General features: G+C 41.9%; 20 protein-coding genes, 1 other RNA gene and 1 CRISPR repeat array. Of the genes, 9 read left to right on the plus strand and 12 right to left on the minus strand.

Annotated elements, in window-relative coordinates; translation table 11 throughout:
• Window positions 1-136: 136 nt before the first annotated feature.
• Window positions 137-2110: direct repeats of the CRISPR family, unit length 32 nt; unit sequence GTTTCAACTCACAGCCACGCGAAGGTGGCTGC.
• Between the two features lie 199 nt (window positions 2111-2309).
• The 10 genes from cas2 to A6B41_RS06480 form a co-directional block, all read right to left on the minus strand.
• On the minus strand, window positions 2310-2603 hold the full coding sequence (gene cas2 / locus A6B41_RS06435; protein ID WP_027074462.1) for a CRISPR-associated endonuclease Cas2: 294 nt from the start codon (window positions 2601-2603) through the stop codon (window positions 2310-2312).
• A 51-nt stretch (window positions 2604-2654) separates the two neighbouring features.
• The gene (cas1c, locus tag A6B41_RS06440; protein ID WP_027074461.1) at window positions 2655-3668 is read right to left on the minus strand and encodes a type I-C CRISPR-associated endonuclease Cas1c; all 1014 of its coding nucleotides are present in this window, start codon (window positions 3666-3668) and stop codon (window positions 2655-2657) included.
• Between the two features lie 89 nt (window positions 3669-3757).
• Window positions 3758-5455, minus strand: a complete 1698-nt coding sequence (locus A6B41_RS06445; protein WP_167325178.1) for a hypothetical protein — start codon at window positions 5453-5455, stop codon at window positions 3758-3760.
• A 67-nt stretch (window positions 5456-5522) separates the two neighbouring features.
• Window positions 5523-6179: a CRISPR-associated protein Cas4 gene (gene cas4, locus A6B41_RS06450; protein WP_050436783.1), complete on the minus strand. Its 657-nt coding sequence runs from the start codon at window positions 6177-6179 to the stop codon at window positions 5523-5525.
• Entirely contained in the window at window positions 6179-7042 is an 864-nt protein-coding gene (gene cas7c, locus A6B41_RS06455; protein ID WP_032847434.1) for a type I-C CRISPR-associated protein Cas7/Csd2, read from the minus strand. Before cas7c ends, cas4 begins: the two co-directional genes overlap by 1 nt.
• A gap of 10 nt (window positions 7043-7052) precedes the next feature.
• Window positions 7053-8927: a type I-C CRISPR-associated protein Cas8c/Csd1 gene (gene cas8c / locus A6B41_RS06460; RefSeq protein WP_027074457.1), complete on the minus strand. Its 1875-nt coding sequence runs from the start codon at window positions 8925-8927 to the stop codon at window positions 7053-7055.
• Window positions 8924-9598: a type I-C CRISPR-associated protein Cas5c gene (gene cas5c, locus A6B41_RS06465; protein WP_027074456.1), complete on the minus strand. Its 675-nt coding sequence runs from the start codon at window positions 9596-9598 to the stop codon at window positions 8924-8926. The genes cas8c and cas5c overlap by 4 nt, the downstream gene beginning before the upstream one ends.
• Window positions 9599-9672: 74 nt before the next feature.
• Window positions 9673-11103: an ATP-dependent nuclease gene (locus A6B41_RS06470; RefSeq protein WP_027074455.1), complete on the minus strand. Its 1431-nt coding sequence runs from the start codon at window positions 11101-11103 to the stop codon at window positions 9673-9675.
• A gap of 84 nt (window positions 11104-11187) precedes the next feature.
• Window positions 11188-11502 carry an AAA family ATPase gene (locus A6B41_RS06475; protein WP_027074454.1) on the minus strand — a complete coding sequence of 105 codons (315 nt, stop codon included), beginning with the start codon at window positions 11500-11502 and terminating at the stop codon, window positions 11188-11190.
• Window positions 11503-11567: 65 nt separating this feature from the next.
• On the minus strand, window positions 11568-13832 hold the full coding sequence (locus A6B41_RS06480) for a CRISPR-associated helicase/endonuclease Cas3 (protein WP_027074453.1): 2265 nt from the start codon (window positions 13830-13832) through the stop codon (window positions 11568-11570).
• Between the two features lie 220 nt (window positions 13833-14052).
• Between A6B41_RS06480 and ycaO the strand changes: the two genes are divergently transcribed.
• The 4 genes from ycaO (at window position 14053) to cmoB (ending at window position 19161) form a co-directional block, all read left to right on the plus strand.
• The gene (gene ycaO / locus A6B41_RS06485; RefSeq protein ID WP_027074452.1) at window positions 14053-15816 is read left to right on the plus strand and encodes a 30S ribosomal protein S12 methylthiotransferase accessory factor YcaO; all 1764 of its coding nucleotides are present in this window, start codon (window positions 14053-14055) and stop codon (window positions 15814-15816) included.
• Between the two features lie 161 nt (window positions 15817-15977).
• A complete protein-coding gene (locus A6B41_RS06490) occupies window positions 15978-16958 on the plus strand; it encodes a putative oxygenase MesX (RefSeq protein ID WP_027074451.1) in 981 nt (326 codons plus the stop codon).
• A gap of 87 nt (window positions 16959-17045) precedes the next feature.
• Window positions 17046-18077, plus strand: a complete 1032-nt coding sequence (locus A6B41_RS06495; RefSeq protein WP_027074450.1) for a methionine synthase — start codon at window positions 17046-17048, stop codon at window positions 18075-18077.
• Window positions 18078-18198: 121 nt separating this feature from the next.
• Complete coding sequence (gene cmoB / locus A6B41_RS06500) at window positions 18199-19161, plus strand: tRNA 5-methoxyuridine(34)/uridine 5-oxyacetic acid(34) synthase CmoB (RefSeq protein WP_027074449.1); 963 nt, start codon at window positions 18199-18201, stop codon at window positions 19159-19161.
• Window positions 19162-19279: 118 nt separating this feature from the next.
• Here cmoB and bioB read toward each other — a convergent pair whose 3' ends face one another.
• Window positions 19280-20287 (minus strand): biotin synthase BioB, encoded by a 1008-nt coding sequence (bioB, locus tag A6B41_RS06505; RefSeq protein WP_027074448.1) that lies wholly within the window; start codon window positions 20285-20287, stop codon window positions 19280-19282.
• 99 nt (window positions 20288-20386) lie between these two features.
• On the minus strand, window positions 20387-21994 hold the full coding sequence (gene pckA, locus A6B41_RS06510; RefSeq protein ID WP_027074447.1) for a phosphoenolpyruvate carboxykinase (ATP): 1608 nt from the start codon (window positions 21992-21994) through the stop codon (window positions 20387-20389).
• Between the two features lie 340 nt (window positions 21995-22334).
• On the opposite strand from pckA, the gene ftsB reads away from it, so the two are divergent.
• The 5 genes from ftsB to gloB all read left to right on the plus strand — a co-directional run bounded on the left by ftsB (window position 22335) and on the right by gloB (window position 24773).
• Window positions 22335-22616, plus strand: coding sequence for a cell division protein FtsB (gene ftsB / locus A6B41_RS06515; protein ID WP_027074446.1), 282 nt, complete (start codon window positions 22335-22337; stop codon window positions 22614-22616).
• An 8-nt stretch (window positions 22617-22624) separates the two neighbouring features.
• Complete coding sequence (gene ispD / locus A6B41_RS06520) at window positions 22625-23305, plus strand: 2-C-methyl-D-erythritol 4-phosphate cytidylyltransferase (protein ID WP_027074445.1); 681 nt, start codon at window positions 22625-22627, stop codon at window positions 23303-23305.
• A 1-nt stretch (window position 23306) separates the two neighbouring features.
• Window positions 23307-23783, plus strand: coding sequence for a 2-C-methyl-D-erythritol 2,4-cyclodiphosphate synthase (gene ispF, locus A6B41_RS06525; RefSeq protein ID WP_027074444.1), 477 nt, complete (start codon window positions 23307-23309; stop codon window positions 23781-23783).
• Between the two features lie 143 nt (window positions 23784-23926).
• An RNA gene (gene ffs, locus A6B41_RS06530) (signal recognition particle sRNA small type) lies at window positions 23927-24024 on the plus strand.
• Window positions 24025-24065: 41 nt separating this feature from the next.
• Window positions 24066-24773 carry a hydroxyacylglutathione hydrolase gene (gene gloB, locus A6B41_RS06535; RefSeq protein ID WP_027074443.1) on the plus strand — a complete coding sequence of 236 codons (708 nt, stop codon included), beginning with the start codon at window positions 24066-24068 and terminating at the stop codon, window positions 24771-24773.
• The last annotated feature ends 16 nt before the right edge of the window (window positions 24774-24789 follow it).

The following is a 24789-nucleotide window of genomic DNA, read 5'->3' on the forward strand; positions in this document are numbered from 1 at the left end:
GAGAAGTATAACAGATTTACAAACTTTTGCAAAAATTTAACCGCTTACCGAATCTTGAAATCCATACTAAAAGCTGCTACAAAAAATAATGCAAAATAGTTTCGTCCATTTTTTTATAAATAAAAAGAAAGGAACAGTTTCAACTCACAGCCGTGCGAAGGCGGCTGCAAAGTAATCATTGAACTGCCTGCGTCCGCTACAGGTTTCAATTCACAGCCGCGCGAAGGCGGCTGCCGTTTTTTATATTTATTGCTACAACCATTACACTGTTTCAACTCACAGCCGTGCGAAGGCGACAGCCCTTTTAAAGATACGCCGGTATCGCCTTTTTTGTGGTTTCAACTCACAGCTGCGTGAAGGCGGCTGCCCAATCGCTGCACGCAATTTATCGCCTTGAGTCGGGTTTCAACTCACAGCCGCGCGAAGGTGGCTGCATAGCCCTCTTGCTCAATCTGTAGTGGTGAGACGTATTTCAACTCACAGCCACGCGAAGGTGGCTGCTGTCTTTATGATGAGTGGAACACATATTCAGTAGATGTTTCAACTCACAGCCACGCGAAGGTGGCTGCAACTTCGTTTGCTACTGCTGTCAATTCCTTAGCACGTTTCAACTCACAGCCACGCGAAGGTGGCTGCAAGAAAGCAAATTATGACTTGCAATTAACTTTAACGTTTCAACTCACAGCCACGCGAAGGTGGCTGCTGTTTGTTTTACGCAACTTGTTAAGCACAGCGTCAGGTTTCAACTCACAGCCACGCGAAGGTGGCTGCGAGCTTTAAAAGGTCTAACAAAAATCTGATCACAAGTTTCAACTCACAGCCACGCGAAGGTGGCTGCATATGTAACCAGAATTTTGAAACACTTTGTATCATAGTTTCAACTCACAGCCACGCGAAGGTGGCTGCGCTGGTTTTGCTGATTACCCAATTTGTGAATCAACGTTTCAACTCACAGCCACGCGAAGGTGGCTGCGTTTTAGCCTCAGGCACGTTGTGAGCAATCATCTGTTTCAACTCACAGCCACGCGAAGGTGGCTGCCAATACATATCTAGGTCAAAATACTGTTTATAATGTTTCAACTCACAGCCACGCGAAGGTGGCTGCGTATAATCGGCTTTACCGTGTTCATCTCGTTTGATGTTTCAACTCACAGCCACGCGAAGGTGGCTGCGGTTTATTTCTCAAAAATTCGAGCCTGTTTTAGATGTTTCAACTCACAGCCACGCGAAGGTGGCTGCAAATAATCTGTATATTTTTTAACTCTATTAAATGGTTTCAACTCACAGCCACGCGAAGGTGGCTGCAAAATCCATTCGCCCTCTACAAGACCCAACGTAGTGTTTCAACTCACAGCCACGCGAAGGTGGCTGCAAGAAAGCAAATTATGACTTGCAATTAACTTTAACGTTTCAACTCACAGCCACGCGAAGGTGGCTGCTGTTTGTTTTACGCAACTTGTTAAGCACAGCGTCAGGTTTCAACTCACAGCCACGCGAAGGTGGCTGCGAGCTTTAAAAGGTCTAACAAAAATCTGATCACAAGTTTCAACTCACAGCCACGCGAAGGTGGCTGCAACTCAAACTCCAACAGAAAGGTTTTGAATTAAACGTTTCAACTCACAGCCACGCGAAGGTGGCTGCGTTGAGGCAGTTAGAATTGGTAAATTAAAATAAAGGTTTCAACTCACAGCCACGCGAAGGTGGCTGCCACACTTTGACCCTAAACCTCAAACGATTTATGGCGTTTCAACTCACAGCCACGCGAAGGTGGCTGCTTTGAAAATCAAATGGTTGGTAAAAGACTAAACCCTGTTTCAACTCACAGCCACGCGAAGGTGGCTGCACCATCGCCACCGCCACCCTCGCTTTTTTTGCGTGGTTTCAACTCACAGCCACGCGAAGGTGGCTGCAATTAGTTTTCATTGCGTCTTGTTCTTCTGAAATGTTTCAACTCACAGCCACGCGAAGGTGGCTGCCAAGTTTTGAATACCCTGAAAATTGGTATGAATTAGGTTTCAACTCACAGCCACGCGAAGGTGGCTGCACATACGGTAAATTGCCGTTTTCATCTACCAACTGTTTCAACTCACAGCCACGCGAAGGTGGCTGCTCCCTATAGTTCAAAGCATTATTCTACAAGGCTTTGGAGCCTGGTATTCGCCAACCTGAACGCTAAGGAGTTATTTAAGTGTAGCATAATATCTTTCGTGCCACGAAAAATTTATAACTCTTTGATTATTAAAGAACAATAAAAATCGCTAACCTCACGGCATTTTAATGAGAACCACCCGTTAGCGATCGCAAAAATACTATAAAATCAGCGTATCTTTAAAAATATCCACAGACCTTTTCGCGCCGTGGTGTTCCACTTTATTGCGCCATTTGCTGCCTAGATGATAAAACCGCAGGCTGTCACATTCAGGGTTATAAGTTGCCAGCAGTTTTTGTTTAAGTTTGACCCATTGGTCGGGCGTCACTTCGCATTCAAACACCGAATATTGCGCGCGTACGCCGTAATCAAGGCAATGTTTGGCGATGTGCCGCAGGCGTTTTTGACCTTCGGGGTCGTCAAACGAAATATCGTAGGTAATTAGCATCATCATAGCGGTATTCTCTCTAATACAAGCGGGCAATTTTGAAGATTTTTTTACAACTTATCGGATTAAAAACGGGGGATACTCTGCCAAATCTCCGCGTAAATGTCGAGCAAGCAACATCGCTTGAATATATGGGAGCAAACCGATTTCTACCTCTTCTTGTAAATAAGGATGCATGATTTTTTCCTGCTTTTTGGTTTGCCACGCTTGAAAAATCAATTTGCGTGCTTCGGGTTTTAAAATCACCGCACCGCCAGCTTCATAAATAAAATCATCTGGTTTGATTTGGCGGCGGTTAATCAGCGACAGCACCATTCTATCCACCCACCACGCGCGGAATTCTTCCAAAATATCCTGCGCCAAACTGTCTCGGCCCGGTCGATCGGCATGTAGAAAACCGACTTGCGGATCCAACCCCACACCTTGCAATGCCCCACTGATATCTTTGCCTAAAACACTGTATAGGAATGACAAAAGCGCATTGACGCCATCACGAGGAGGACGACGATTTCTCCCATCAAACGTAAAACCACACTGATCACTTAAAAGATGATGGAACACACCAAAATATCGGGAAGCTGCTTCGCCTTCAATACCCCGAATCAGATCTAAATTATCCGCTTTTTGCAGCTGCTTGAGGCTGATATTCAATGCGCTAATTGCATTTTCTACGGGTTCACAGTCTCCATGATTACGCAAGCGGCGTTGCAACACGCGTTTTGATGCTTGGATTTTCGCCGCAATAATGTTGCGGGCAATCGAAATCGGGGTTTCTTCTGAGCGTCTATACTGCGCCCGCCGCAAAAGCACATTTCCACTCTGCCGCCCTTGCAAGCGGGCTAAAAAGCGGCCATTTTCGCTAAAAAACGCGACATTGACGTTATTTTCCCCACAAAACCCCAATAAAAACAGCGATACCAGCACATTACCAAAACAGAAAATATGCCCCATCGAATGCACCGGCAACTGCGCCACTTTTTTGCGCTCTTGCTCCACCACCAAAGTTTCGCGTTCTTTGTGGAGATAACTGCCTTGGGTAGTGATGTAGAGGGTATTTTGCAGCTTGCGCATGGTTGGAAAACTCCTTTGATTTTGACCGCACTTTTGCGTTTAGTTGATACTCCACTAAAATAGTGACTTGCGTACAAATATTCTAAATATTAAATGATTAGTGGAGTATCCCAAAATGTCCATTTCGATGTAAAGAAAGATCTATTCATACAACGAATAGATGTATTAAACATGAATGAAACTCTTGCACCATTTAACATTTCCCACTCTTTCGCTGGACCAAGGGTGCTGCCTAGATTATCAGAAGATTTCTGGATTTCTTTAATTAAATAATCTTGAACATTTTTTATATCTGAAAAATCAATTAAGGCATTGTTATAATCCATATTATAAAAATCTTTATTCTTAAAATAGGATATTCTCCCTTGAAGCAGGTTTCTGAAAGTATTCCATTCATACATTGATATACCATTTTTAGTACACATATCCAGATTCTCAATAGAATGTAGTAGAATAAATCTACAATTTCTTTCTATATTTAGCTTGCCAATAATTTTTTTCCCAAGCCTTGATATAAGACGTTCCCTAACTTTTACTGTTAATATTTTTGACCTTAATGAGCATAATTGCTCTACGCCATGATTTAATGATTCATTTCTGCAATACTCATTAAATTCATCTCTAAAAAAAGTATGTATCGTAGTTATTCTATGCTTAATTTGACAAAAATAAATTAGATTAGATATCTTATCGTAAATAATAACATCTGCATCATATTTCTCTTTAGGATCATTTACACCATCTGTTACCACAAATCGATCACTACTGAGTTTATCTTTCAAATACTTTAGAACATACCCATTCTCAAACCATTTACCCACTTTCTTCATATTGGTTAAATAACCAGATGAAACTGTTTTAATTGCAAACTTTAAATTAATATCATTTATTTTTATCAGGCCGTTGTCTAATTCCGTTGCTATTCGATCATGTTCACACACTCCTAAATCATTCATAACTTTAAAAAGCAGCTTAATCTCATTTTCATAAAACCCAAATTTACTTAACTTACATTTATCAATAGTTAACTTCTGGTTATGTATAGTCTCAACACTATGTTGATCAATACCATGTTGAAAAGATAAAAAAGAAACTATCTCGACCAAACTTCTCATATCTGAAAAAATTTTACTATCGTTATAATCCAAATATTCTATATAATCCGGATGAAAACTTATGTATTTATCTAAAATCACATCTATAAAATTATGAAATAAATCAGAATTTCTTGAGGTTACAATCCCACTAATTTCTTTTCTAAAAATTAAATCAGAAAAATGACTTTGTTGGGCAAAGTATCGAGAAAACCAAACCATTTTATAAGAATCTAGGTATTCTTCATTTATTTTATACTTTCTATTACCAGATTTTTCTATAGCTCCCAACAAAACATAGAAAACAAATTCACTGAAAGCATAAAAAGCATAAAGGCTAACTAAATTTTGATATGATAATTTATCCCAGCCAGGAAGATTGTTTTTAACCAAATCCTCCTTTATTCTTTCACGATAATCATTTTCTATAAATTTGTAATTATCAATGATTTGTTCTTTCCCCTCACTATTTAATACATATGAATTTATTCCAAATCTTTCTATCTGCCTACTAACAAAACATTTTCTATCTCTTAAACTAGATAAAGTATATTTTTTAAGCATACATAAATTTCTTCCCAAGTCGATTGGGAGGTATTTTTTAATATCTGTTTCCGAGATTCCAATAGGGTTATTAATAAGTGATAAGATAAACGTCCTCTTTTCACGCTCTACCTCGTTTAAATTATTCATTAAGCATTCAAACCAATGCATAGCCCAATTCCCTGTATTAAATGATTAAATAAGATGAATACCTGATTTATTCAAATAATCTCTCCACATACCCCACCGACCTATCTTTCTCCAACAACTTCGGCTGGCAAATCTCCAAGAGCGAGCAGGCTTTGCAATGTTTGCCGTATTCGGGTGGTGGGGTTTTACCACTCTTTAACAGTTCGCGGACTTGGGCAATGGTGTCCAGCGTTTGTTTTCTCAGGCCGTCTGAAAACACCACCCGCACGCGATGGCGGGTTTGCATATACCACAGTGCGCCTTCTTCGATGGTTTGCCCCGTCATTTCTTCCAAACACAGTGCTTGGGCGCAGAGTTGGATTTCGTCGATGGCGGTGGGTTTGGGCTTGCCGCGTTTGTATTCCACAGGTTTCAGACGGCCTGTTTTTAAGTCGTGTTCGACCATATCGGCAATGCCTGTGAGCCCCAAGCGTTCGGCGGAGAGATGCACGCTGCGTTCATAGCGCACGCCTTTGCGGGTTTCGGGTTCGCCGCCATCAACGCGTTCATGCAACACGCGGCCTTGGGCGGTGAGATAGTTTTCTGCCCACGCCTGTTCGTTGTGTATCAACGCACATTGACGCGGGCAGAAGGCGTGGTGTTGCAGGGCGGAAAGGGAAACGATGAAAGCTTCGCTTTCCGCCACAAGCGGTCGGTTTTGCTCGGTTTTTTGCAAATTTGGCATTACAGCAGCTCTTGAATTTCCACGCCGTTTAGGCCGTCTGAATCAATGCTGATGGTGTAGTCGCCAAATTCGGTTGCCGGTGTGCCGCTTTCGCCATTGACGCGCTCGACTTTCACGCGTTCAAACAATTTATGGGCAGGCTCATTGCCCAAAGGGCTTTGGTGTTTGAACACAATCAGTTTGCGTGCCGCCATTTCGCCACGCGCGGCAGAGCGGTCGTGTTCGAACATCAGTTGCAGGGCTTGCCACAGTTTTGCCACGTCTTCATCGGAAAAGCCTGTTTTGCCTGCAAGGTTGGCAGAAATAAAGCCATGCACGCGGTAGAGTGCGTAAGGCACGATGTATTTGCGCCCCATCGTGCGTTCTTTTTCCAAGTCTTTTTCGTTGGTTACCGCCATGCGGGTGATGGAAACTTCGAGCGGAATAATCGGGTCGATGGATTGGGCGAATGCCAGTTGTACAGGGCCGCGCACTTGTCCGCTATTAACTTCGGTGGTCATCACCGCGCCAAAGGTGCGAATGTCAAAGAAGTTTTTGCACATCCACGCAGTGATGTCGCGGGCTTTGGCTTCGTCTTTGGGCAATTTTTTGGCTTCTGATTCAATGCCTAAGGCTTCATAAGCACGTTTGTTTTGCAGGTTTAATACGCTTTTTTCTTTAACGTAAATTTCATAGCCCGCTTGGTTTTCGCTGCTGATTTCAATGAAATTGCGGATTTTGCGTTTCAAGCACACATCGGTTACCAAGCCTTTGCTGGATTCCGGGTCAAGGCGCGGCATATTGCCTGCGTCCGGGTCGCCGTTGGGATTACCGTTTTTCACGTCAAACAAATAAACAAATTCATAGCGGTTTTGGATGGACATAATTTTCTCCTTAACTTTCATCGTCTTCAGTATTTCCGTCATCACTCAAGTAATTAGCTTGCTCAATATCATCAGGAATATTTTTATCTTCCTGCTTGCTGTATTTTTTAAATCTTTGTTGATAATATCCAACTACAAATCGCCCTTGCTCTTCTAAAGACAAATGGCGAGGAAACGGAGTTTCAGCATCAAAAACACCTATAATTTCCCCCACCTTTCCCTCAAGCCAATTTGCTAGTTTTTTAGAATCTCCTTTTACCCATTTGGCTTTTTTGCCTTTTCTTAGGCTAGAAATATGAGTACGGTAGTTGTCCAATAATAATGGAAAAGTGCTGTGCGGCGAACTGGATGCTCCACCATAAAATTTGTCTCTAACACCTGCATTCAATTCACCCAACGCTGAAGATTGTGCCAATTCAAGAATGGCAAACAAACGTCCTAAGCGATAAGGAATATCGTGGGTTTCTTCATTTAATCCCATTTTAAGCTCCTCTTTGTACAAACTGTTACGGTTAATTACTGCTTTAATTACTGCGACACGCAATCCAGAGATATATCCGTCTGAACGGATACGACCAATCATTCTTGTCAGCATTGTTTTAGGATAAAAACAACCTGTTAAAATCGCTCGTGTATATTCTCCAGCCAACTGCGGAGGAATATCTTTGCTATCTGATTTTTTCAGACGGCCATTCGCATCTTTTCGTTTTGGTGCAGTTTCCAAAAGGATGCACCAAACTGATGGTGGCTTAGATTTCCAAGCCTTAGGCTCAATTATTAAATCTTCCCAATATTTAGCCAAATTCTCTGCCAACTGCCCGAAGGTAGTATCGAGCCAAAAACGAATGGAAATCCGCGCGGCATTCGGTGCCAAACCCAACACATAAAAACGGGTATCGGGCGATAACTCGGGGGCGATTTCTTGTAACGGGCGACCTTTTGCCAGTTGTTCCAATACATGAAAGACCTTTTCTGCTTCTTGCTCGTCATCAGGCGGCGTGAGTACTTTTGCAAAAAAGTCTTCAGAATTGACCGCTTGTGTCGCGTTTTCTGCCGCTTCAGCCCAAAAAACTGTGCTGGTATCGCCAATCATCAGGCAATGCCCATTCTCACGGCGTAGCAAATAATTAAGCGCAGTGGTGTAAGCAAACGCGGAAATTTCCGATACAGGGGCATTTGCACCCTGCTCTTTTCCGAATGAAGAAAATGCTTCTTTGTTAAACGAAACAATCATTTTCTCTGCTTTTCCACCGTCTACATTTTTAATTACAGGGTGCTTTTCTGCAACTTTGGAGAATTGCCCTGTAAGCAAACAAAAACCATCTGGAATTTCTTCGCCTTCTATTTGCTGATTCCATAGCCTCAAAGACTCTTTTCGTTGATGAATATATCCAGATTCGCCATCCAGTTTAAAAACCAAGTTAGCATCTAACATGTCCTTTTTGCATGGCGCATTATCAAACATCTCTGGTTGCCATAACTCTAAAAACTTTCTTAACGCAACCAAACCTTCATCTTCAGTTTGCTTCAATAAAGCTTCATGATAATCCCGAAAAGCCTTATAGCATTGAGCGGTTCTATCGGGATTTTTTGTCTCTTTAGCGGTTACACCCAATAAGTACTGACTATTCCCCCATAAAAATCTTGGCTTGATACTATTGCTGTCGGAACCTCCTATTCTGGGCACACTCATTAATTTCGGCTGCAGCTTTTTAGCATCGGTTAAGTTTGGTACTACATCCACCAACTCACCCTTTGCATTCAGCACCAATACCCAGCCGATTTTTTCTTCACTGAATCCATAAGACGGCACTTTGGGATTGCCCATCTGATCGTTTTCAGCCGCCAAACGCGAGTAATAACGCGCCAATGCAGATAAAATCATTTTTTGACCTCCTCTGCATAAAACGGCGGCACATCAATCACGCCATCTTTTAATTCTGCGCGGAAAAAGTGCGGTGTATGCCCATTGTCAAAATCAATATCGTGCAACATCCAACCCAAATCACGATTGCGCTCGGCATCGCTTAATTCACACAATGGCAAAGGCTCATCGTCATCCACCAAAGCAAAAAGGGCAGGAAATTCACGCACGCCCATGCAAGGTTGCTGAAAACACTGCCCTTTTGCTGCACGGCGTTTGAACATCTCAATATGCTTGGTTATGTTGTCTTCCGCGCCGGCTTTATCCGTCAAAACACAATGCGCTTCAATCACATACGCCACATTTTTTAATACCGTTGCCGCGCGTTGCTGGCGGTCTTCTTCAATTAATGTATAAAGCTCCTGCGTATTTTTACGCTTCATCGCACCACTGATTTTAGAAGCGGAAATTTTCCCGCCCAATTCATTGCGCCGCACCGATTCAAATTGAATCGGCTTGAGCACATAAATTTTATCAATTACCCAGCGAATGGCCGGCTTCCAGTGAATTGCCGACACAATCCCCCGCGCCGCAGAAGGCGTGATGACATCATAAGACACCCGCTCCACCTTCATTTCAGGACGAGTAAAACAGGCATAATCTGCCCAAATATGGAGGCGTACCCGATTCATTTTTTGTTCTCCTATGATTTTGTTAACCCACACCTCCCCGAAGGGAGGTGAATATTTATAATTAATAAATCTAGCTAATCAAATTTATAACAAGGTTCCGTTTTATGATTTTTCTCAAGCCATTCTCTTAAAATTTGATCGTACTTAGAACCATCATTTTCTGGAATATTAAGATTCTCAGCTAGTAAATCTTGTAGCAAGTTTTCTACGCTAGTTCGGATACTTTCATCATTTTTAACAGCCTTCCAGCTTTCAAATGGCTTGTCTTTGCTTGGAAGCTTCATATTATGATGTTCTTCGAAATTTGGACAAGAACAACGATAAGTCACTACAACCCCTTCTTTTCGAGCATTTTCAACAGCACTAGCAATGTTTTGATTAATTGAATATGCTGGGTTATGTCTATCTCCACTTCCAGTTTTAGGAGAATCTATATCATGCAATACAGAAAAACTAATTTTAAAATGGGTTAAGATTTTTACTAAAATTGCTATCGTTGCCTTTCCCCTAGCCCTAATAATAAGAGGTCTCTGCTCTGTTGGATATTTTTCAAAATTTATATTCATCACTTCATGAAATGAAGCAAATTCCGTATCCCCTTCAACTATAACTACTTTATTTCCAAAAAAGATCTCAGAAACATTTGAATCAAAAACCATCAATGCTTTTAAGTTGTCCTTTTCTTCATTATTAAAATCCATTTTATCTGATTTATAAATATTAGGGGATACGTGTTTATTTAGATGATGTAACCTAACAATGGTCGTATGATCTTTTAATGGATCTACAAATGCTGGGTGGTGTATGCTAAGCATAACTTGCCAACCAGCCTCATTTGCCAATCCATATAAATACTCTTTAGCCGCACGGACGGCTGAAGGATGTAAGGCTGTCTCAGGCTCATCAATTAATAGCATATATCCAGGCAAAAAAGTTTCATCTGAAACATTCTGAGATAACTTATTTTCAAGAATAACCATTCTCTCGTTATCTTTTGCATTGAGAGATTTTTTAGCTTTTAACTTTTGTAGTTCTTTCCGAATATCTGAAATCTGGTTAAGAACAGATCTCACCTGAAGAATAGACCAAAAAAGTGCTCTTTGTGACCCAGTACCTTGCTGATCCCAGCGAACAGAACTACTACTTTCAGTAACATCAATTCTAGACCCTGATAATAATAATTTTTCTGGGTCAAAACCAATATCACTTATACCAATATTAAGATTAATACCAGAATTACTAAAAACTTTACTATATGATTTAGTAATCTCTTTTTGTATTTTATCAATATCTTCACTCATATCTGATATAGGCTTACAAGCTAATTCCGTTAGCTCTCTAATCTTGGAACTTAATTCAGAATTTTTATCCTTCATAACCTCTCTATATTTATTAATTATTGGTTCTAAAACTAACGTCAATAATTTCTTATGCTCCTCCTGCGGATTATCCAGAGATCCTATTCTAAATGGTTTAGGCAGACGACTATTAAATACGTTATCCAAGCCTGCTGCTTTACCATCTTCTGAATATTCCTGTTTTATAGGATCCCATGTATATCTTGTTGGCTTGCCTCCCTCAATTGGCCATTACCATTTCGATCGAACAAGCAATAATCCATCAGCAGTTTTTTCTTTCCATTTTTCATCAACATTTGCTGCATTTTCCGGTATATGCACCCATAACTCTACTATTGCAGGCTTCCCATTAGAATTGTGATTAAAATCTTCAATATTCAACTTCTCCTGTAAAATAGCTAATTCATAGGCCCTCAAAACAGTGGTTTTACCCGCATTGTTTGCACCAACTAGGCATACAATATCATCCAACTCTATTGTTACTCCTTCATTGCCAATACAACCAATATTTTCAATGTGCATACGTACAAGATGTGATCTACTCATAATAGTATTCCTCATATAAGAAATAGTTAATGGAAAGTGTTTAAAAGTTAAGTCTGTTTACTGTATTACATAATCAATCCCTCTACCCTCAAAAACCCCAGATCCCCCCAACTAAACCCCGCCACTTCATCATACAAATCCATGCCAATCAGCGCATAAAACTGTTCGCCAAAAGTGGTGGCGTTAATCAGCTCGATTCTGTGTTCTTTATAGAGCTTATCCATCGCACTTTTTGGAATTTGCACCGTATAAGGCTGTAATTTTCGCAGTAAGCCGCCGATTTGGTCGGCGTGGTGCAAGGTTTCAATCAGGCTTTCGGCTTCTTTGTTAAACGGAATCAGCAGCGGCTGCATATGGCTTTCAATCATTTGAAATTCTTTGGCGATGGTTTGGAACGGAAAATCCAAGCTGTTGCCTGCTTTGTGGTGCATGGTCAAAATGTTTTTGCCGTCCAATTCTTTTCCTTTTTGCTCATACACTTCTGAAAAATATTTCGTCATGGCTTCAATCGAGAGCAAATCATCGGCATAGTGCCGTACAACCGAACGCATGGCCGACGAAAGTAAGTCCAATTCGGGCGGCATTTTCCACTGTTCTTCGGCTTGGAATACCCAGACAAAACTCTCTTCAGGTGACCTTTTTCCTTCACGGTTGCAGCGCCCCGCGGCTTGGGCAACAGAATCAAGCCCGGCTTCGGCACGCATCACCAATGGGAAGTCCACATCCACGCCGGCTTCAATTAAGGAAGTGGCAATCACACGGCAAGGCTCACCGTTTTTCAGACGGCCTTTGATGGTTGCCAGCACTTGGCTGCGGTGTTTGGCACACATTAAGGTCGTTAGATGAAACACACCGTCCAAATGCTTGGCATCATCATACAAACTGCGGGCATGGCGGCGGTTATTGACGATAATCAGCAGTTGCGGATGGTCTGTGATTTTGGTAAGCAAATCGGCATCGCTTTGTTTGCCGATATGCTGCACTGTGGTTCGATGCAAAGCCTCAAAAAGCGCGGTGGGATTGGGGGCAATTTCGCGCACATTTTCCAAGCCGCGATAAAAACCGTGCTCGGCTTGCACCGCTGGCTGTGTGGCGGTGCATAACACGATGGAGCAATGATAATTTTGTGCCAATTCTTTAATCGCCTGCATAATCGGCAGCAATAATTTGAGCGGTAACATTTGTGCTTCATCAAGAATAATCACGCTGCCTGTGATGTTGTGTAATTTGCGGCAGCGTGAGGAGCGGTCGGCAAATAAAGATTCAAAAAACTGCACTGCGGTGGTTACAACAATCGGCATATCCCAATTTTCCGAAGCCAAGCGTAATTTGTCTTTACTGGTTTGGTCTTTTAGTTTGCTGTCGTCAAAAGTACTGTGATGCTCCAATACTGCACTTTCACCAAACTCTCCAAAAGCTTTACGGAACTCAGCAGCGTTTTGTTCAATAATGCTGGTGAAGGGAATTACATAAATCACGCGCCGCATGCCGTGCAATTTGGCGTGTTCCAAAGCAAATGCCATCGAAGTAAAGGTTTTACCGCCGCCCGTTGGCACGGTTAGGCTGAACAAGCCTTTTTCTTGCCCCGCTTGGCCCACGGCGTAATCAAGAATTTCACTGCGTAATTGATTGAGCTTGGCACGGCGTTTTTCGGATTCGGTTTGCGGCGTATCGGCAGGCCGTCTGAATGACGTAAGAAAATCCTGAAAGGCTTGTTGTAGGGTGTTCAAATCAGGATAAGCACCACGCTCAATCGGCTTATTTTCTGCTGCCGCATAGAAAGATTCGGTGTCCAAATAATCGGCATCTACCAAACAAGAATAGAGCATGCGCGTGAAAAACGCATAAGAGAAATAAGGGTGATGGGAATCGGCTTTGAGCGGCGGGGAGGGAAGTTGAGAAGGAAGGGGAATTTCTTGCTGCCAAACCTCATCAAGCGGTGGAATTTCATCGGAAAATTGCAAAGCCAGCCGCTGCTTTAAAGTGCGCCGATTGTCGCCCTCGCCCGCACCGTTGGCCAAACCCGCATGATGCCCTGCAATGCAATACGCCATCAGTTTACCCACCATGCCCCACTGCTCCTCTGCAATTTTCGCACCGGCCGTGGCATGATCCACCGATTTCCCACCGTGTAAGCGTTTATCAAACGCCTCGCTGTATTTGCCCAAATCATGCAAAATCCCGGTGTGATAAGCCATTTCTTGAGCACCGAAAAATTGAGCAAAGCCTGCTGCTAAAGAGCCGACATTTTCAGTGTGGCTTTTGAGGGTTTGCCATTTTGAATAGTCATTATTTTGAGTTGAGTGGGCGTAGTAGATTTTTAAATTCATTCAGCCACCTATTAATCATTGATATAAAAGCTATAGAATTATACTTTCATTCATACAAAAAATTAAATAGCATATTCCTTAAGAATATTAATTTATATCAAACTTCATATAAAAACTTTGAGCTAATAACCTATAACTAATTCTTATAAATTAACTTCTCCTTTTCTCTTCATTTTTTGTTAGAATACCGCATTTTTAAACATCCATTTTAAGGTAAATGATGACTGAACAAACCTTTATTACCGGTAAAGATGCTGCACTTGAAGACAGTATCTCCACTTTCCAACATAAATTAAAAACATTAGGCTTTAACATTGAGGAAGCTTCTTGGTTAAACCCTGTGCCGAATGTATGGTCGGTGCATATTCGTGATGTGGATTGCCCACAATGTTTCACCAACGGTAAAGGAGCGAGCAAGAAAGCGGCTCTTGCCTCAGCATTAGGCGAATATTTTGAGCGTTTATCCAGCAACTATTTCTGGGCAGATTTCTATTTAGGGCAGGAATTAGCTAATGCTGATTTCGTGCATTATCCAACCGAAAAATGGTTCCCGATTGAAGATGAAGAAATTCCACCACCGGAGATGATGGACGAATTCCTGTGGGAATATTTTGATCCCAACGGTGAGCTAATGCCTGAATTATTAGTTGATTTGCAATCAGGCAATTATGATCGTGGTATTGTGACTCTGCCTTATGTTCGCCAATCTGATAATCAAACTGTTTATATTCCGCAGAGCATTATCGGCAACTTGTTTGTATCTAACGGTATGTCGGCGGGTAACAGCAAAAATGAAGCTCGTGTACAAGGCTTATCCGAAGTATTCGAGCGTTTTGTGAAAAACCGCATTATTACTGAAGCAATTAGCCTGCCGGAAATTCCACAAAAGGTGATTGACGGCTACCCAACTATCAAGGCTTCGATTGAAAAATTAGAGCAAGAAGGCTTCCCGATTCTTTGTTACGATGCTTCGTTAGGTGGCGAATTCCCGGTAATTTGTGTGATTTTATTTAATCCGCAAAACGGCACCTGCTTTGCCTCGTTTGGTGCTCACCCGAATTTCCAAGTGGCATTTGAGCGTACTGTCACCGAATTATTACAAGGGCGTAGCTTAAAAGATTTAGATGTATTTGCTCCGCCATCGTTTAATAATGAAGATGTTGCCGATCACGCCAACCTTGAAACTCATTTTATTGATTCAAGCGGTCTAATTTCTTGGGATCTTTTCAAACGTGATGCAGACTATCCATTTGTACACTGGGATTTCTCCGGCACCACCGAAGAAGAATTTAATAGTATGATGGCAATTTTCAATAAGCATAATCAGCCTGTGTATATTATGGATTACGAGCATTTAGGCGTGTATGCCTGCCGTATTTTAGCACCGGGAATGTCTAACATTTACCCAAGCGATGATTTAATTTACGCTAACAACAATATGGGTATGGATTGGCGTGAGATTTTATTGGATCTGCCACATTTCCACCATGATGCTGAGACTTATCAAGAGTTATTAGATGAACTAGACGAGCAAGGCATTGATGATTTAACCCGTGTGCGTGAATTTATCGGTGTGGTGGCTGAAAAAGGGTCAGCATTGCAAACCTTGCGTATTGGTGAATTAAAATCAATGCTTCACCTTGCATTAGGCAACTTAGAGCAAGCATTAGACTGGGCGAACTGGACGGCAAATATGAACGCAAGTGTCTTTACCGCTGAACGTAACAACTACTATCGTTGCTTAATTCAATCTATCGAATTATTCTTAGATGAAAGCCGCGAGCCTGAGCAATATCGTCGTGTCTTTGAGAAAATGTACGGTACTCAAGCGGTGGAATCCGCTTGGTCGGCAATCACCGGCGGTAATCCGTTTGTCGGCTTAACCGCCTCTGATGAAAGCCTAGAAAATATGGCAGCACATCAAAAATTACTCAATGCTTACCGCAAACTGCAAAAAGCGAAAGTAAACCCGATTGCAAGATAATCGCGAAAATACAAGGGGGCTTAGCCCCTTAAATTTATTCTCACACCTAGAATATGAATTTATTTCATATTCCTTTCAAAAATATATCATTTTTATTCAACAAAAATTTATGGTTCAATGAATCATCTTTAGAAACAAACATAAAAATAAGAAGGTGAAAAATGACAACCAATTTTGAATGCCGTGTGCACACACTTGAATTTGATGAAAACTACCAACCGGAAGCACAAAGCACCCGTTTAACCACTAACTTTGCTAACCTTGCCCGTGGCGAAAACCGTAAAGAAAACCTACAAAATGCGATTGCGATGATCAATAAGCGTTTCAATGATTTGGCGGATTGGGATAACCCAACGTCGGATCGTTATTCCGTCAAATTAGACATTGTTTCAATGGACATTGACGTTGAGGGCAAAGGCGAGTTTTTCCCAGCACTTGAATGGCTTAAAACCTATGTAGTCGATCACCAAACCGGCAAAACCATTGACGGCATTGTGGGTAACAACTTCTCTTCGTTCGTGCGTGACTACGATTTTAGCGTTCTGCTGCTCGATCACAACAAAGACAAACCGGAATTTACCGTGCCGGAAGGCTACGGCGAGTTACACGGCAAGCTGTTCAAACATTTATTGGCATCACCTGCCTACAAAGCAAAATACAGCAAACCGCCGGTGATCTGTTTAAGCGTAGCGACCACCCGCACCTACACCAGAACCACCAACGTTCACCCGATTTTGGGCGTGGAGTATCTTCAAGATAGCTATTCATTAACCGATGCGTATTTTGCGAAAATGGGCTTAAAAGTGCGTTACTTTATGCCGCCAAAATCCGTTGCACCGTATGCGTTCTACTTTGATGAGAATGCCGACTTGCTCAATGATTACACTAACTTAGAGCTAATCAGCACAATTGCCACGATGGAAGCGTTCCAAAAAATCTACCGTCCGGAGATTTACAATGCGAACTCGGTGGCGGGACAGGTGTACAAAGGTAGCCTAACCTACCAAGACTACTCTGTTACCAAAGTGGAATACGACCGTGTGGAGCGTACTCAACTGGCGATCAAGCAAGGTAAATATGCCGAAGCGCATTTTATCAATCCGTACAAAGCGATTTTAGAGGCTTGGTTAAACGAAAAATAATGCAGGGTGGGCGTAAGCCCACCACACAAATGAAATATAACCAATGGTGGGCTTACGCCCACCCGACTTTTTTACAGGAAAACAAAAATGAGCAAAATCCTTCTCCCAACTTCCACCGCTGGTAGCCTGCCAAAACCCGCTTGGCTTGCTGAGCCTGAAAAACTCTGGTCTGAATGGAAATTCCAAGGCGATGAACTTCTCCAAGCCAAACGTGATGCCCTGTTAGTTTCCCTTGCCGAGCAAGTTGCCACAGGGATTGATATTGTCAGCGACGGCGAGCAGACCCGTCAGCATTTCGTGACCACCTTCATCGAACATTTAGACGGCGTGGATTTCAATAAACGTGAAACTGTGCGTATCCGTAACCGTTACGATGCGAGCGTGCCAACGGTAGTCGGTGCGGTTTCTCGCCCGAAATCGGTATTTGTCGAAGATGCAAAATTCCTGCGTGCTCACACCGACAAGCCGATCAAATGGGCGTTACCGGGGCCAATGACGATGATCGACACCCTCTACGATGCCCACTACAAAAGCCGTGAAAAACTGGCGTGGGAATTTGCCAAAATCCTCAACGAAGAAGCCAAAGAGCTGGAAGCGGCTGGCGTGGACATCATTCAATTTGATGAACCGGCGTTTAACGTCTTCTTTGACGAGCTGAACGACTGGGGCGTGGCAGCCTTAGAACGTGCCGCAGAAGGCTTAAAATGCGAAACCGCTGTGCATATCTGCTACGGCTACGGCATCAAAGCGAACACCGACTGGAAGCAAACCCTCGGCAACGAATGGCGTCAATACGAAGAGAGCTTCCCGAAACTGCAACAATCGAAAATCGACATTATCTCGCTTGAGTGCCAAAACTCTCGTGTGCCAATGGATTTAATCGAGTTAGTGCGTGGCAAAAAAGTAATGCTCGGTGCGATTGATGTGGCAACCAACATCATCGAAACGCCGGAACAAGTGGCAGAAACCCTACGCAAAGCGTTGCAATTTGTTGATGCAGACAAACTCTACCCTTGTACCAACTGCGGAATGGCACCGCTTTCACGCCAAGTCGCTCGTGGCAAATTACAAGCGCTCAGCCAAGGAGCTGCAATTATTAGAGCTGAACTTGCCGGTTAATCTGTTATAATAGCGTTTTCGTAATACGGTTTTCCTTGCTTTTAGGCTAAGCCTAATAAAGGAAAACCGTTGTGCTTTGGTTCAGGCTTAACGCTTTTATTTTGACATTTTATTTTACGCTATGATCGACTTCCGTCTTTTTTATCAACAAATTGCCACCACTAACCTCTCGGCTTGGTTGGAAACACTTCCTTTGCAGTTAAAACAATGGGAGAAAACTACCCACGCAGATTATGCCAAATGGGCAAAAATTGCAGATTTTTTACCAAATTCGACCGCTTGTATCAACCTAAAAGATAAGGTGGAATCCATTCCAAACGATCCCTTATCCGCCGGGGAAACCAAACAAATTGTGCATCATCTCAAACAACTGATGCCTTGGCGTAAAGGGCCTTATCATCTGCACGGTATTCATATCGACACTGAATGGCGTTCTGATTTCAAATGGGATCGCGTACTGCCGCACTTATCTCCATTAGCAGGTAGAACGATTTTAGATGTCGGCTGTGGCAGTGGTTATCATATGTGGCGAATGGTCGGCGAAGGGGCAAAAATGGTGGTGGGTATCGACCCTACCGAGCTTTTTCTCTGTCAATTTGAAGCTGTGAGAAAAATGCTGGGCAACGACCGCAGAGCAAATTTAATTCCTTTAGGCATTGAGCAAATGCAACCGCTTGCGGCCTTTGATACCGTCTTTTCTATGGGCGTGCTGTATCATCGCAAATCGCCACTTGATCACCTCTCTCAGCTCAAAGCTCAGCTTGTGAAAGGTGGAGAATTAGTATTGGAAACCTTAGTGATTGATGGTGGTGTGAATGATGTTCTCGTACCGGCTGATCGCTACGCAAAAATGAAAAACGTCTATTTTATTCCGTCTGTGCCGGCTCTTATTAATTGGTTGGAAAAAGTTGGTTTTAAAAATGTGCGTTGTGTAGATGAAGCAGTAACTACCCTTGAAGAACAGCGTAAAACCGATTGGTTGGAAAATGAGAGTTTGGTGGATTTTTTAGATCCAAACGATCAGAGCAAAACCATTGAAGGCTACCCTGCCCCGAAGCGGGCTGTGATTCTGGCCAATGTTTAAAACAAGCAAACAAATAATAGGACGAAAAATTTTTCATCCTTCCCTATATCAAATAAGCCTTAGTTTTGAGCTAAGGCTTTTTGTTTGCAAAAAAATTAGCTTTTTTAACCGCTTGCAATTAAGCATCGCACTCATATTTCAATGGATATAAATTCAGTTTATCCATTAAGTGCCTATCGTGATCTTCTTCCGGGTTTTCAGTGGTGAGAAGTTTATCTCCGTAGAAAATTGAGTTTGCCCCAGCCATAAAACAAAGTGCTTGCATTGCTTCCGGCATAGCTGTTCTGCCGGCAGAAAGGCGAACAAAACTGCGAGGCATGGTAATTCTGGCAACAGCAATAGTACGAACAAATTCCGTCCAATCCAAATCTTCTGCATTCGCCAGTGGTGTACCTTCTACTTTAATAAGTTGGTTAATTGGCACACTTTCAGGTTGCGGGTCAAGATTGGCAAGACTTGCAATCAAGCCTGCACGTTCAGGACGGGTTTCATTCATGCCTACAATACCACCACAGCATACCTTAAGCCCTGCATTACGCACTTTACCGAGGGTGTCCATTCTATCATCATGATTACGAGTGTGGATAATTTTATTGTAACGTTCCGGATCCGTATCTAAATTGTGATTGTAGTAATCTAAGCCAGCATCTTTTAATTCTTCTGCCATGCCTTCTTCTAACATACCAAAAGTGCCACAAGTTTCTAAACCCAACGATTTCACCGCATTGATAATTTCAGACACCACTTTAATATCCTTTGGCTTTGGCCCTCGCCATGCAGCCCCCATACAAAAGCGGCTCGCCCCTCTTTCTTTGGCAATTTTAGCTTTGTTAACTATAGTTTCAATATCAAGCATGGTCTGCTTTTCTAAGCCGGTATCATAACGGGCCGATTGTGGACAATATTCACAGTCTTCCGCACAGCCTCCGGTTTTAATTGAAAGTAACGTAGAAAGCTGAATCGCGTTAGAATCAAAATTTTCACGATGAATTTGTGCCGCTTTAAATACCAAATCCATAAACGGCATATCAAATAGTTCTTCTACTTGGCATTTCCTCCAATATTGTGCCGTAGGATGCGGCGTTAATTCATCTTTTGCCTTGAGCTTTAGTTGAAAGGTAGTCACTGCTTCTCTTCTCCTTTATACCTATAGACAAAGGACTAAACCTAATTCAAGGTTTAGTCCTAAATTGATTTAGATATATTATAACTTACAATTACCGATTTATAACTTCGGACCAGCTGAAATTAATGCTTTGCCTTCATCGTTTGTCGCATATTTTTCAAAGTTTTTCACAAATCTGCCCGCTAAGTCTTCCGCTTTTGCTTGCCATTGTGATTGGTCTGCGTAGGTATTACGCGGATCTAAGATCGCTGTATCCACACCCGGTAATTCAGTTGGAATCGCTAAATCAAAGATTGGTAATTTACCCATTTTCGCTTTATCGATTGAACCGTCTAAAATTGCATCAATAATACCACGAGTATCTTTAATTGAAATACGTTTGCCTGTGCCATTCCAACCTGTATTCACTAAGTATGCTTCTGCCCCAGCCGCTTCCATACGTTTGACTAATACTTCTGCATATTGCGTTGGGTGTAGAGATAAAAACGCTGCACCGAAACAAGCTGAGAATGTTGGAGTTGGCTCGGTAATTCCACGTTCTGTACCCGCTAATTTCGCAGTAAAACCGGATAAGAAGTAATATTTAGTTTGCTCCGGCGTTAATTTCGATACCGGAGGTAGTACCCCAAATGCGTCCGCAGTCAAGAAAATTACTTTCTTAGCATGGCCGGCTTTCGATGGAACTGCAATATTATCAATATGGTAAATAGGGTAACTTACACGCGTATTTTCTGTTTTCGATTTATCATCAAAATCAATAGTACCATCTTCACGCACGACCACATTTTCTAATAGTGCATCCCGGCGGATAGCTCGATAAATATCCGGTTCATTTTCGATAGAGAGATTAATGGTTTTCGCATAACAACCACCTTCATAGTTAAATACGCCATTTTCATCCCAGCCATGTTCATCATCACCAATTAGTTTACGTTTTGGATCAGTTGATAAGGTTGTTTTACCTGTTCCTGATAAACCAAAGAACACGGCTACATCGCCTTCTTCACCTACATTTGCTGAACAGTGCATTGAAGCAACACCTTTAAGTGGTAAGAAGTAGTTCATCATTGAGAACATACCTTTTTTCATTTCACCACCGTACCAAGTACCACCAATGATTTGAACACCTTCAGTTACGTTAAATGCTACAAAGTTTTCAGAATTTAGTCCTTGCTCTTTCCAATTTGGGTTAGTTACTTTAGAGCCATTCATTACCACGAAATCAGGTTTGAAATCTTTTAATTCTTCTTCTGTCGGGCGAATAAACATATTCTTCACAAAATGCGCTTGCCAAGCAACTTGAGTAATAATGCGTACATTGATACGATGTTCCGGACTTGCACCACAAAACGCATCAATAATGAATAAACGTTTATTTGAAAGTTCATCGGTTACTAAACCTTTTAAGCTCTGCCATGTAGATTGGTTCATCGGCTTATTATCATTTTTAGCAGCTTCTGATGTCCACCAAATTGTATCTTTTGTAGTTTCATCTAACACAATATATTTATCTTTAGGAGAACGACCTGTAAATATACCTGTATCTACTGCTACCGCACCTAAATTTGTTAATACACCTTTTTCATAACCTTGAAGATCGGGTTTCATCTCCTCTTCAAACAGTTGCTCATAGCTAGGGTTACGAACGATTTCTTTTACATTTGTAATACCTAAAACTGCAAGTTCTTGTTCAATACGATTTAACATAGTGGTTACCTCATAATAGTTATAAAATCAAATTGGGTTCATTATACGAAAATTTAAAAAAAAAAATGTTACATACTTCAAATTTTTGAAAATTCATTACAAAAATTTGTAAAATATCTATGCTTATTTGTCTTACATCAAAATTTAAAAGTTATTTTGACTTGCTAAACCAAAAATTTCATTATAGGCAGTAAAATTTTGCTTATAAAATCACAGATCATTGCGATTACACATTAAAACTCCAGCCTCAACACACAATACGTTTTGTTAGGATTTTTTGCAAATTCAGGGTAAAATCAGACCGCTTACCATTGAGATAACTTCACACAAGAGAAAATAGATGCGTTTATTGATTATTTTTTTTGCATTACTGCTCGGGCTCTCCCAATATACATTCTGGTTCGGTAAAAACGGCTGGAGTGACTATCAAGATGTTCAACATGAAGTCACATTACTAAAAGAAGAGAATGCGAAATTAACTGCTCGTAATAAACTGATTGAAGCTGAAATTTACGATTTAAAAAACGGCGTAGATGCCTTGGAAGAACGAGCCAGACTTGAACGTGAAATGGTAAAAGAAAACGAAGTATTTTACCGTATTGTGCCAAAAACTAAGCAGTAAGGAACCCCATGACTCGAAAGATTATTGCGGTCATTCCGGCTTCAGGTGTTGGTAGCCGAATGATGGCTGAAAAACCGAAACAATATCTAAAACTACAAGGGAAAACGATTTTAGAACATACGGTTTCCCTTTTTCTTGAACATCCTTTAATTGAAAAAGTGATTGTCGCAGTTGCAAAAGATGATCCTTTCTATGCCCATATTGATCTGCTGAACTCGACAAAAGTACAAATTGTTTTTGGTGGTGCAACTCGTGCAGATTCTGTCTTTAACGCGCTACAACACATTGAAGACAGCGCTTGGGCATTAGTGCATGATGCCGCCCGCCCTTGTCTCAAGCGGTCAGATTTAGACAAAATTTTGCAAATCGAAAATAAACAGGGAGGCATTCTTGCTACCCCTGCGGTGGATACGATGAAACGTGCCGAGGGTTCGCACATTCTGCATACAGAAGACCGTTCAACCTTATGGCATGCGTTAACTCCACAATTTTTCCCGGCAAAAATTTTAAGAGAGGCTCTAGCCTCTGCTTTTGCGAAAAAACAAAGTGTGACCGATGAAGCCTCAGCGATGGAACTCAGCGGCTATCAACCGGAATTAGTTGCCGGCAGAAGCGATAATTTGAAAATTACCCGCCCGGAAGATTTAGCCTTAGCGGAATTTTATTTAACACATCATTTGGAGAAATAATATGATTCGTATCGGACACGGTTTTGATGTTCATGCCTTTGGCGAAAACCGCCCATTGATGATTGCCGGCGTTGAAGTGCCTTACCACACCGGCTTTATCGCCCACAGCGATGGTGATGTCGCTCTACACGCTCTCACCGATGCCCTATTAGGTGCAGTAGCGTTAGGCGACATTGGCAAGCTCTTCCCCGATACCGATATGCAATATAAAAATGCCGACAGTCGTGATTTATTGATTGAAGCCTATCGCCAAGTACAAGAACAAGGTTATAAAGTGGGCAATGTGGATGTCACTATTATCGCACAAGCCCCGAAAATGCGTCCGCATATTGATAAAATGCGTCAAACCATCGCTGAAGATTTGAAATGCGATATCGCTCAAGTGAATGTGAAAGCTACTACTACCGAAAAATTAGGCTTTACCGGCAGAGGAGAAGGCATTGCTTGTGAAGCGGTTGCATTGTTAGTCAAAGTTTAATTTATCTTACAAGCGGTTATTTTTAAGCAAAATCTTGCAAAATTTCGCCAGAAAATGACCGCTTGTAAAATTCAGTCTTGTCTTATTTTAAAATTTATCTATAATAAAAACCCTTACGCCTTAAGGCGTAATTCTATGGGGCGTTATTGGTTCCTCGCAATGGTGTTCAGCTTACTTGATCAGGTTCGGAAGAAAGCAGTCTGGGTTGAAATTTCCGTGTGCCGAGGGTGGCTGGTAACGCCCCACCCTTTTATCTGAACTCTCTTTTATAAGGAGAATGTTATGCTTCGGATTATTCCTATTCCTGCCCTGTCTGATAATTACATTTGGGCGATTATCCAACACCAAGATTTGATTATTGTCGATCCTTCGGAAGCTAAACCGGTATTAGATTTTATTGCAAAAAATTCGTTAAATTTGACCGCTTGTTTGCTGACCCATAACCATCACGATCACACCGATGGCGTGCCGGAGATCCTGCAACATTACCCTAACCTGCCTGTTTACGGGCCGGCAGAAGTAGCGGAATTTGCCAATAATATTGTTGCCCCAAACGAGAGCCTCAAGCTGTTTAGCTATGAAGTGACAGTGATGGAAAGTGCCGGTCATACTGCTGGGCATATCAGCTATTTGTTCGGTTATGATTATCTGTTTTGTGGCGATTCACTTTTTTCCGGTGGCTGCGGTCGGGTATTCACCGGCGATTATCAAGCTCAATTTGAAGCCCTACAACGTTTTAAAGCCTTGCCTGATTCGGTAAAAGTCTATCCTGCTCACGAATATACCCAAAGCAACTTGAAATTTGCAACAGTCGTTCTGCCGCAAAGCTGTGCATTAAGCGAATATCAGGATTATGTTGAGACTCTTCGCTCCCAAGATAAACCGACCTTGCCTACCACAATCGGGCAAGAAATGAAGGTAAACCCCTTTATGCAAGCGGTCGATTTAGCTGAATTTATTGCACTTCGCCAACAAAAGGATAATTTTTAACCTGTTATTTTTACTT

Source organism: Mannheimia granulomatis (assembly GCF_013377255.1).
In the GTDB taxonomy this organism is placed as follows: domain Bacteria; phylum Pseudomonadota; class Gammaproteobacteria; order Enterobacterales; family Pasteurellaceae; genus Mannheimia; species Mannheimia granulomatis.

Coding starts and splice junctions, on each gene's coding strand:
- cas2 (WP_027074462.1), bottom strand. CDS start 2,603: ATGATGATGCTAATTACCTACGATATTTCGTTTGACGACCCCGAAGGT.
- cas1c (WP_027074461.1), bottom strand. CDS start 3,668: ATGCGCAAGCTGCAAAATACCCTCTACATCACTACCCAAGGCAGTTAT.
- A6B41_RS06445 (WP_167325178.1), bottom strand. CDS start 5,455: ATGAATAATTTAAACGAGGTAGAGCGTGAAAAGAGGACGTTTATCTTA.
- cas4 (WP_050436783.1), bottom strand. CDS start 6,179: ATGCCAAATTTGCAAAAAACCGAGCAAAACCGACCGCTTGTGGCGGAA.
- cas7c (WP_032847434.1), bottom strand. CDS start 7,042: ATGTCCATCCAAAACCGCTATGAATTTGTTTATTTGTTTGACGTGAAA.
- cas8c (WP_027074457.1), bottom strand. CDS start 8,927: ATGATTTTATCTGCATTGGCGCGTTATTACTCGCGTTTGGCGGCTGAA.
- cas5c (WP_027074456.1), bottom strand. CDS start 9,598: ATGAATCGGGTACGCCTCCATATTTGGGCAGATTATGCCTGTTTTACT.
- A6B41_RS06475 (WP_027074454.1), bottom strand. CDS start 11,502: ATGAGTAGATCACATCTTGTACGTATGCACATTGAAAATATTGGTTGT.
- A6B41_RS06480 (WP_027074453.1), bottom strand. CDS start 13,832: ATGAATTTAAAAATCTACTACGCCCACTCAACTCAAAATAATGACTAT.
- ycaO (WP_027074452.1), top strand. CDS start 14,053: ATGACTGAACAAACCTTTATTACCGGTAAAGATGCTGCACTTGAAGAC.
- A6B41_RS06490 (WP_027074451.1), top strand. CDS start 15,978: ATGACAACCAATTTTGAATGCCGTGTGCACACACTTGAATTTGATGAA.
- A6B41_RS06495 (WP_027074450.1), top strand. CDS start 17,046: ATGAGCAAAATCCTTCTCCCAACTTCCACCGCTGGTAGCCTGCCAAAA.
- cmoB (WP_027074449.1), top strand. CDS start 18,199: ATGATCGACTTCCGTCTTTTTTATCAACAAATTGCCACCACTAACCTC.
- pckA (WP_027074447.1), bottom strand. CDS start 21,994: ATGTTAAATCGTATTGAACAAGAACTTGCAGTTTTAGGTATTACAAAT.
- ftsB (WP_027074446.1), top strand. CDS start 22,335: ATGCGTTTATTGATTATTTTTTTTGCATTACTGCTCGGGCTCTCCCAA.
- ispD (WP_027074445.1), top strand. CDS start 22,625: ATGACTCGAAAGATTATTGCGGTCATTCCGGCTTCAGGTGTTGGTAGC.
- ispF (WP_027074444.1), top strand. CDS start 23,307: ATGATTCGTATCGGACACGGTTTTGATGTTCATGCCTTTGGCGAAAAC.
- gloB (WP_027074443.1), top strand. CDS start 24,066: ATGCTTCGGATTATTCCTATTCCTGCCCTGTCTGATAATTACATTTGG.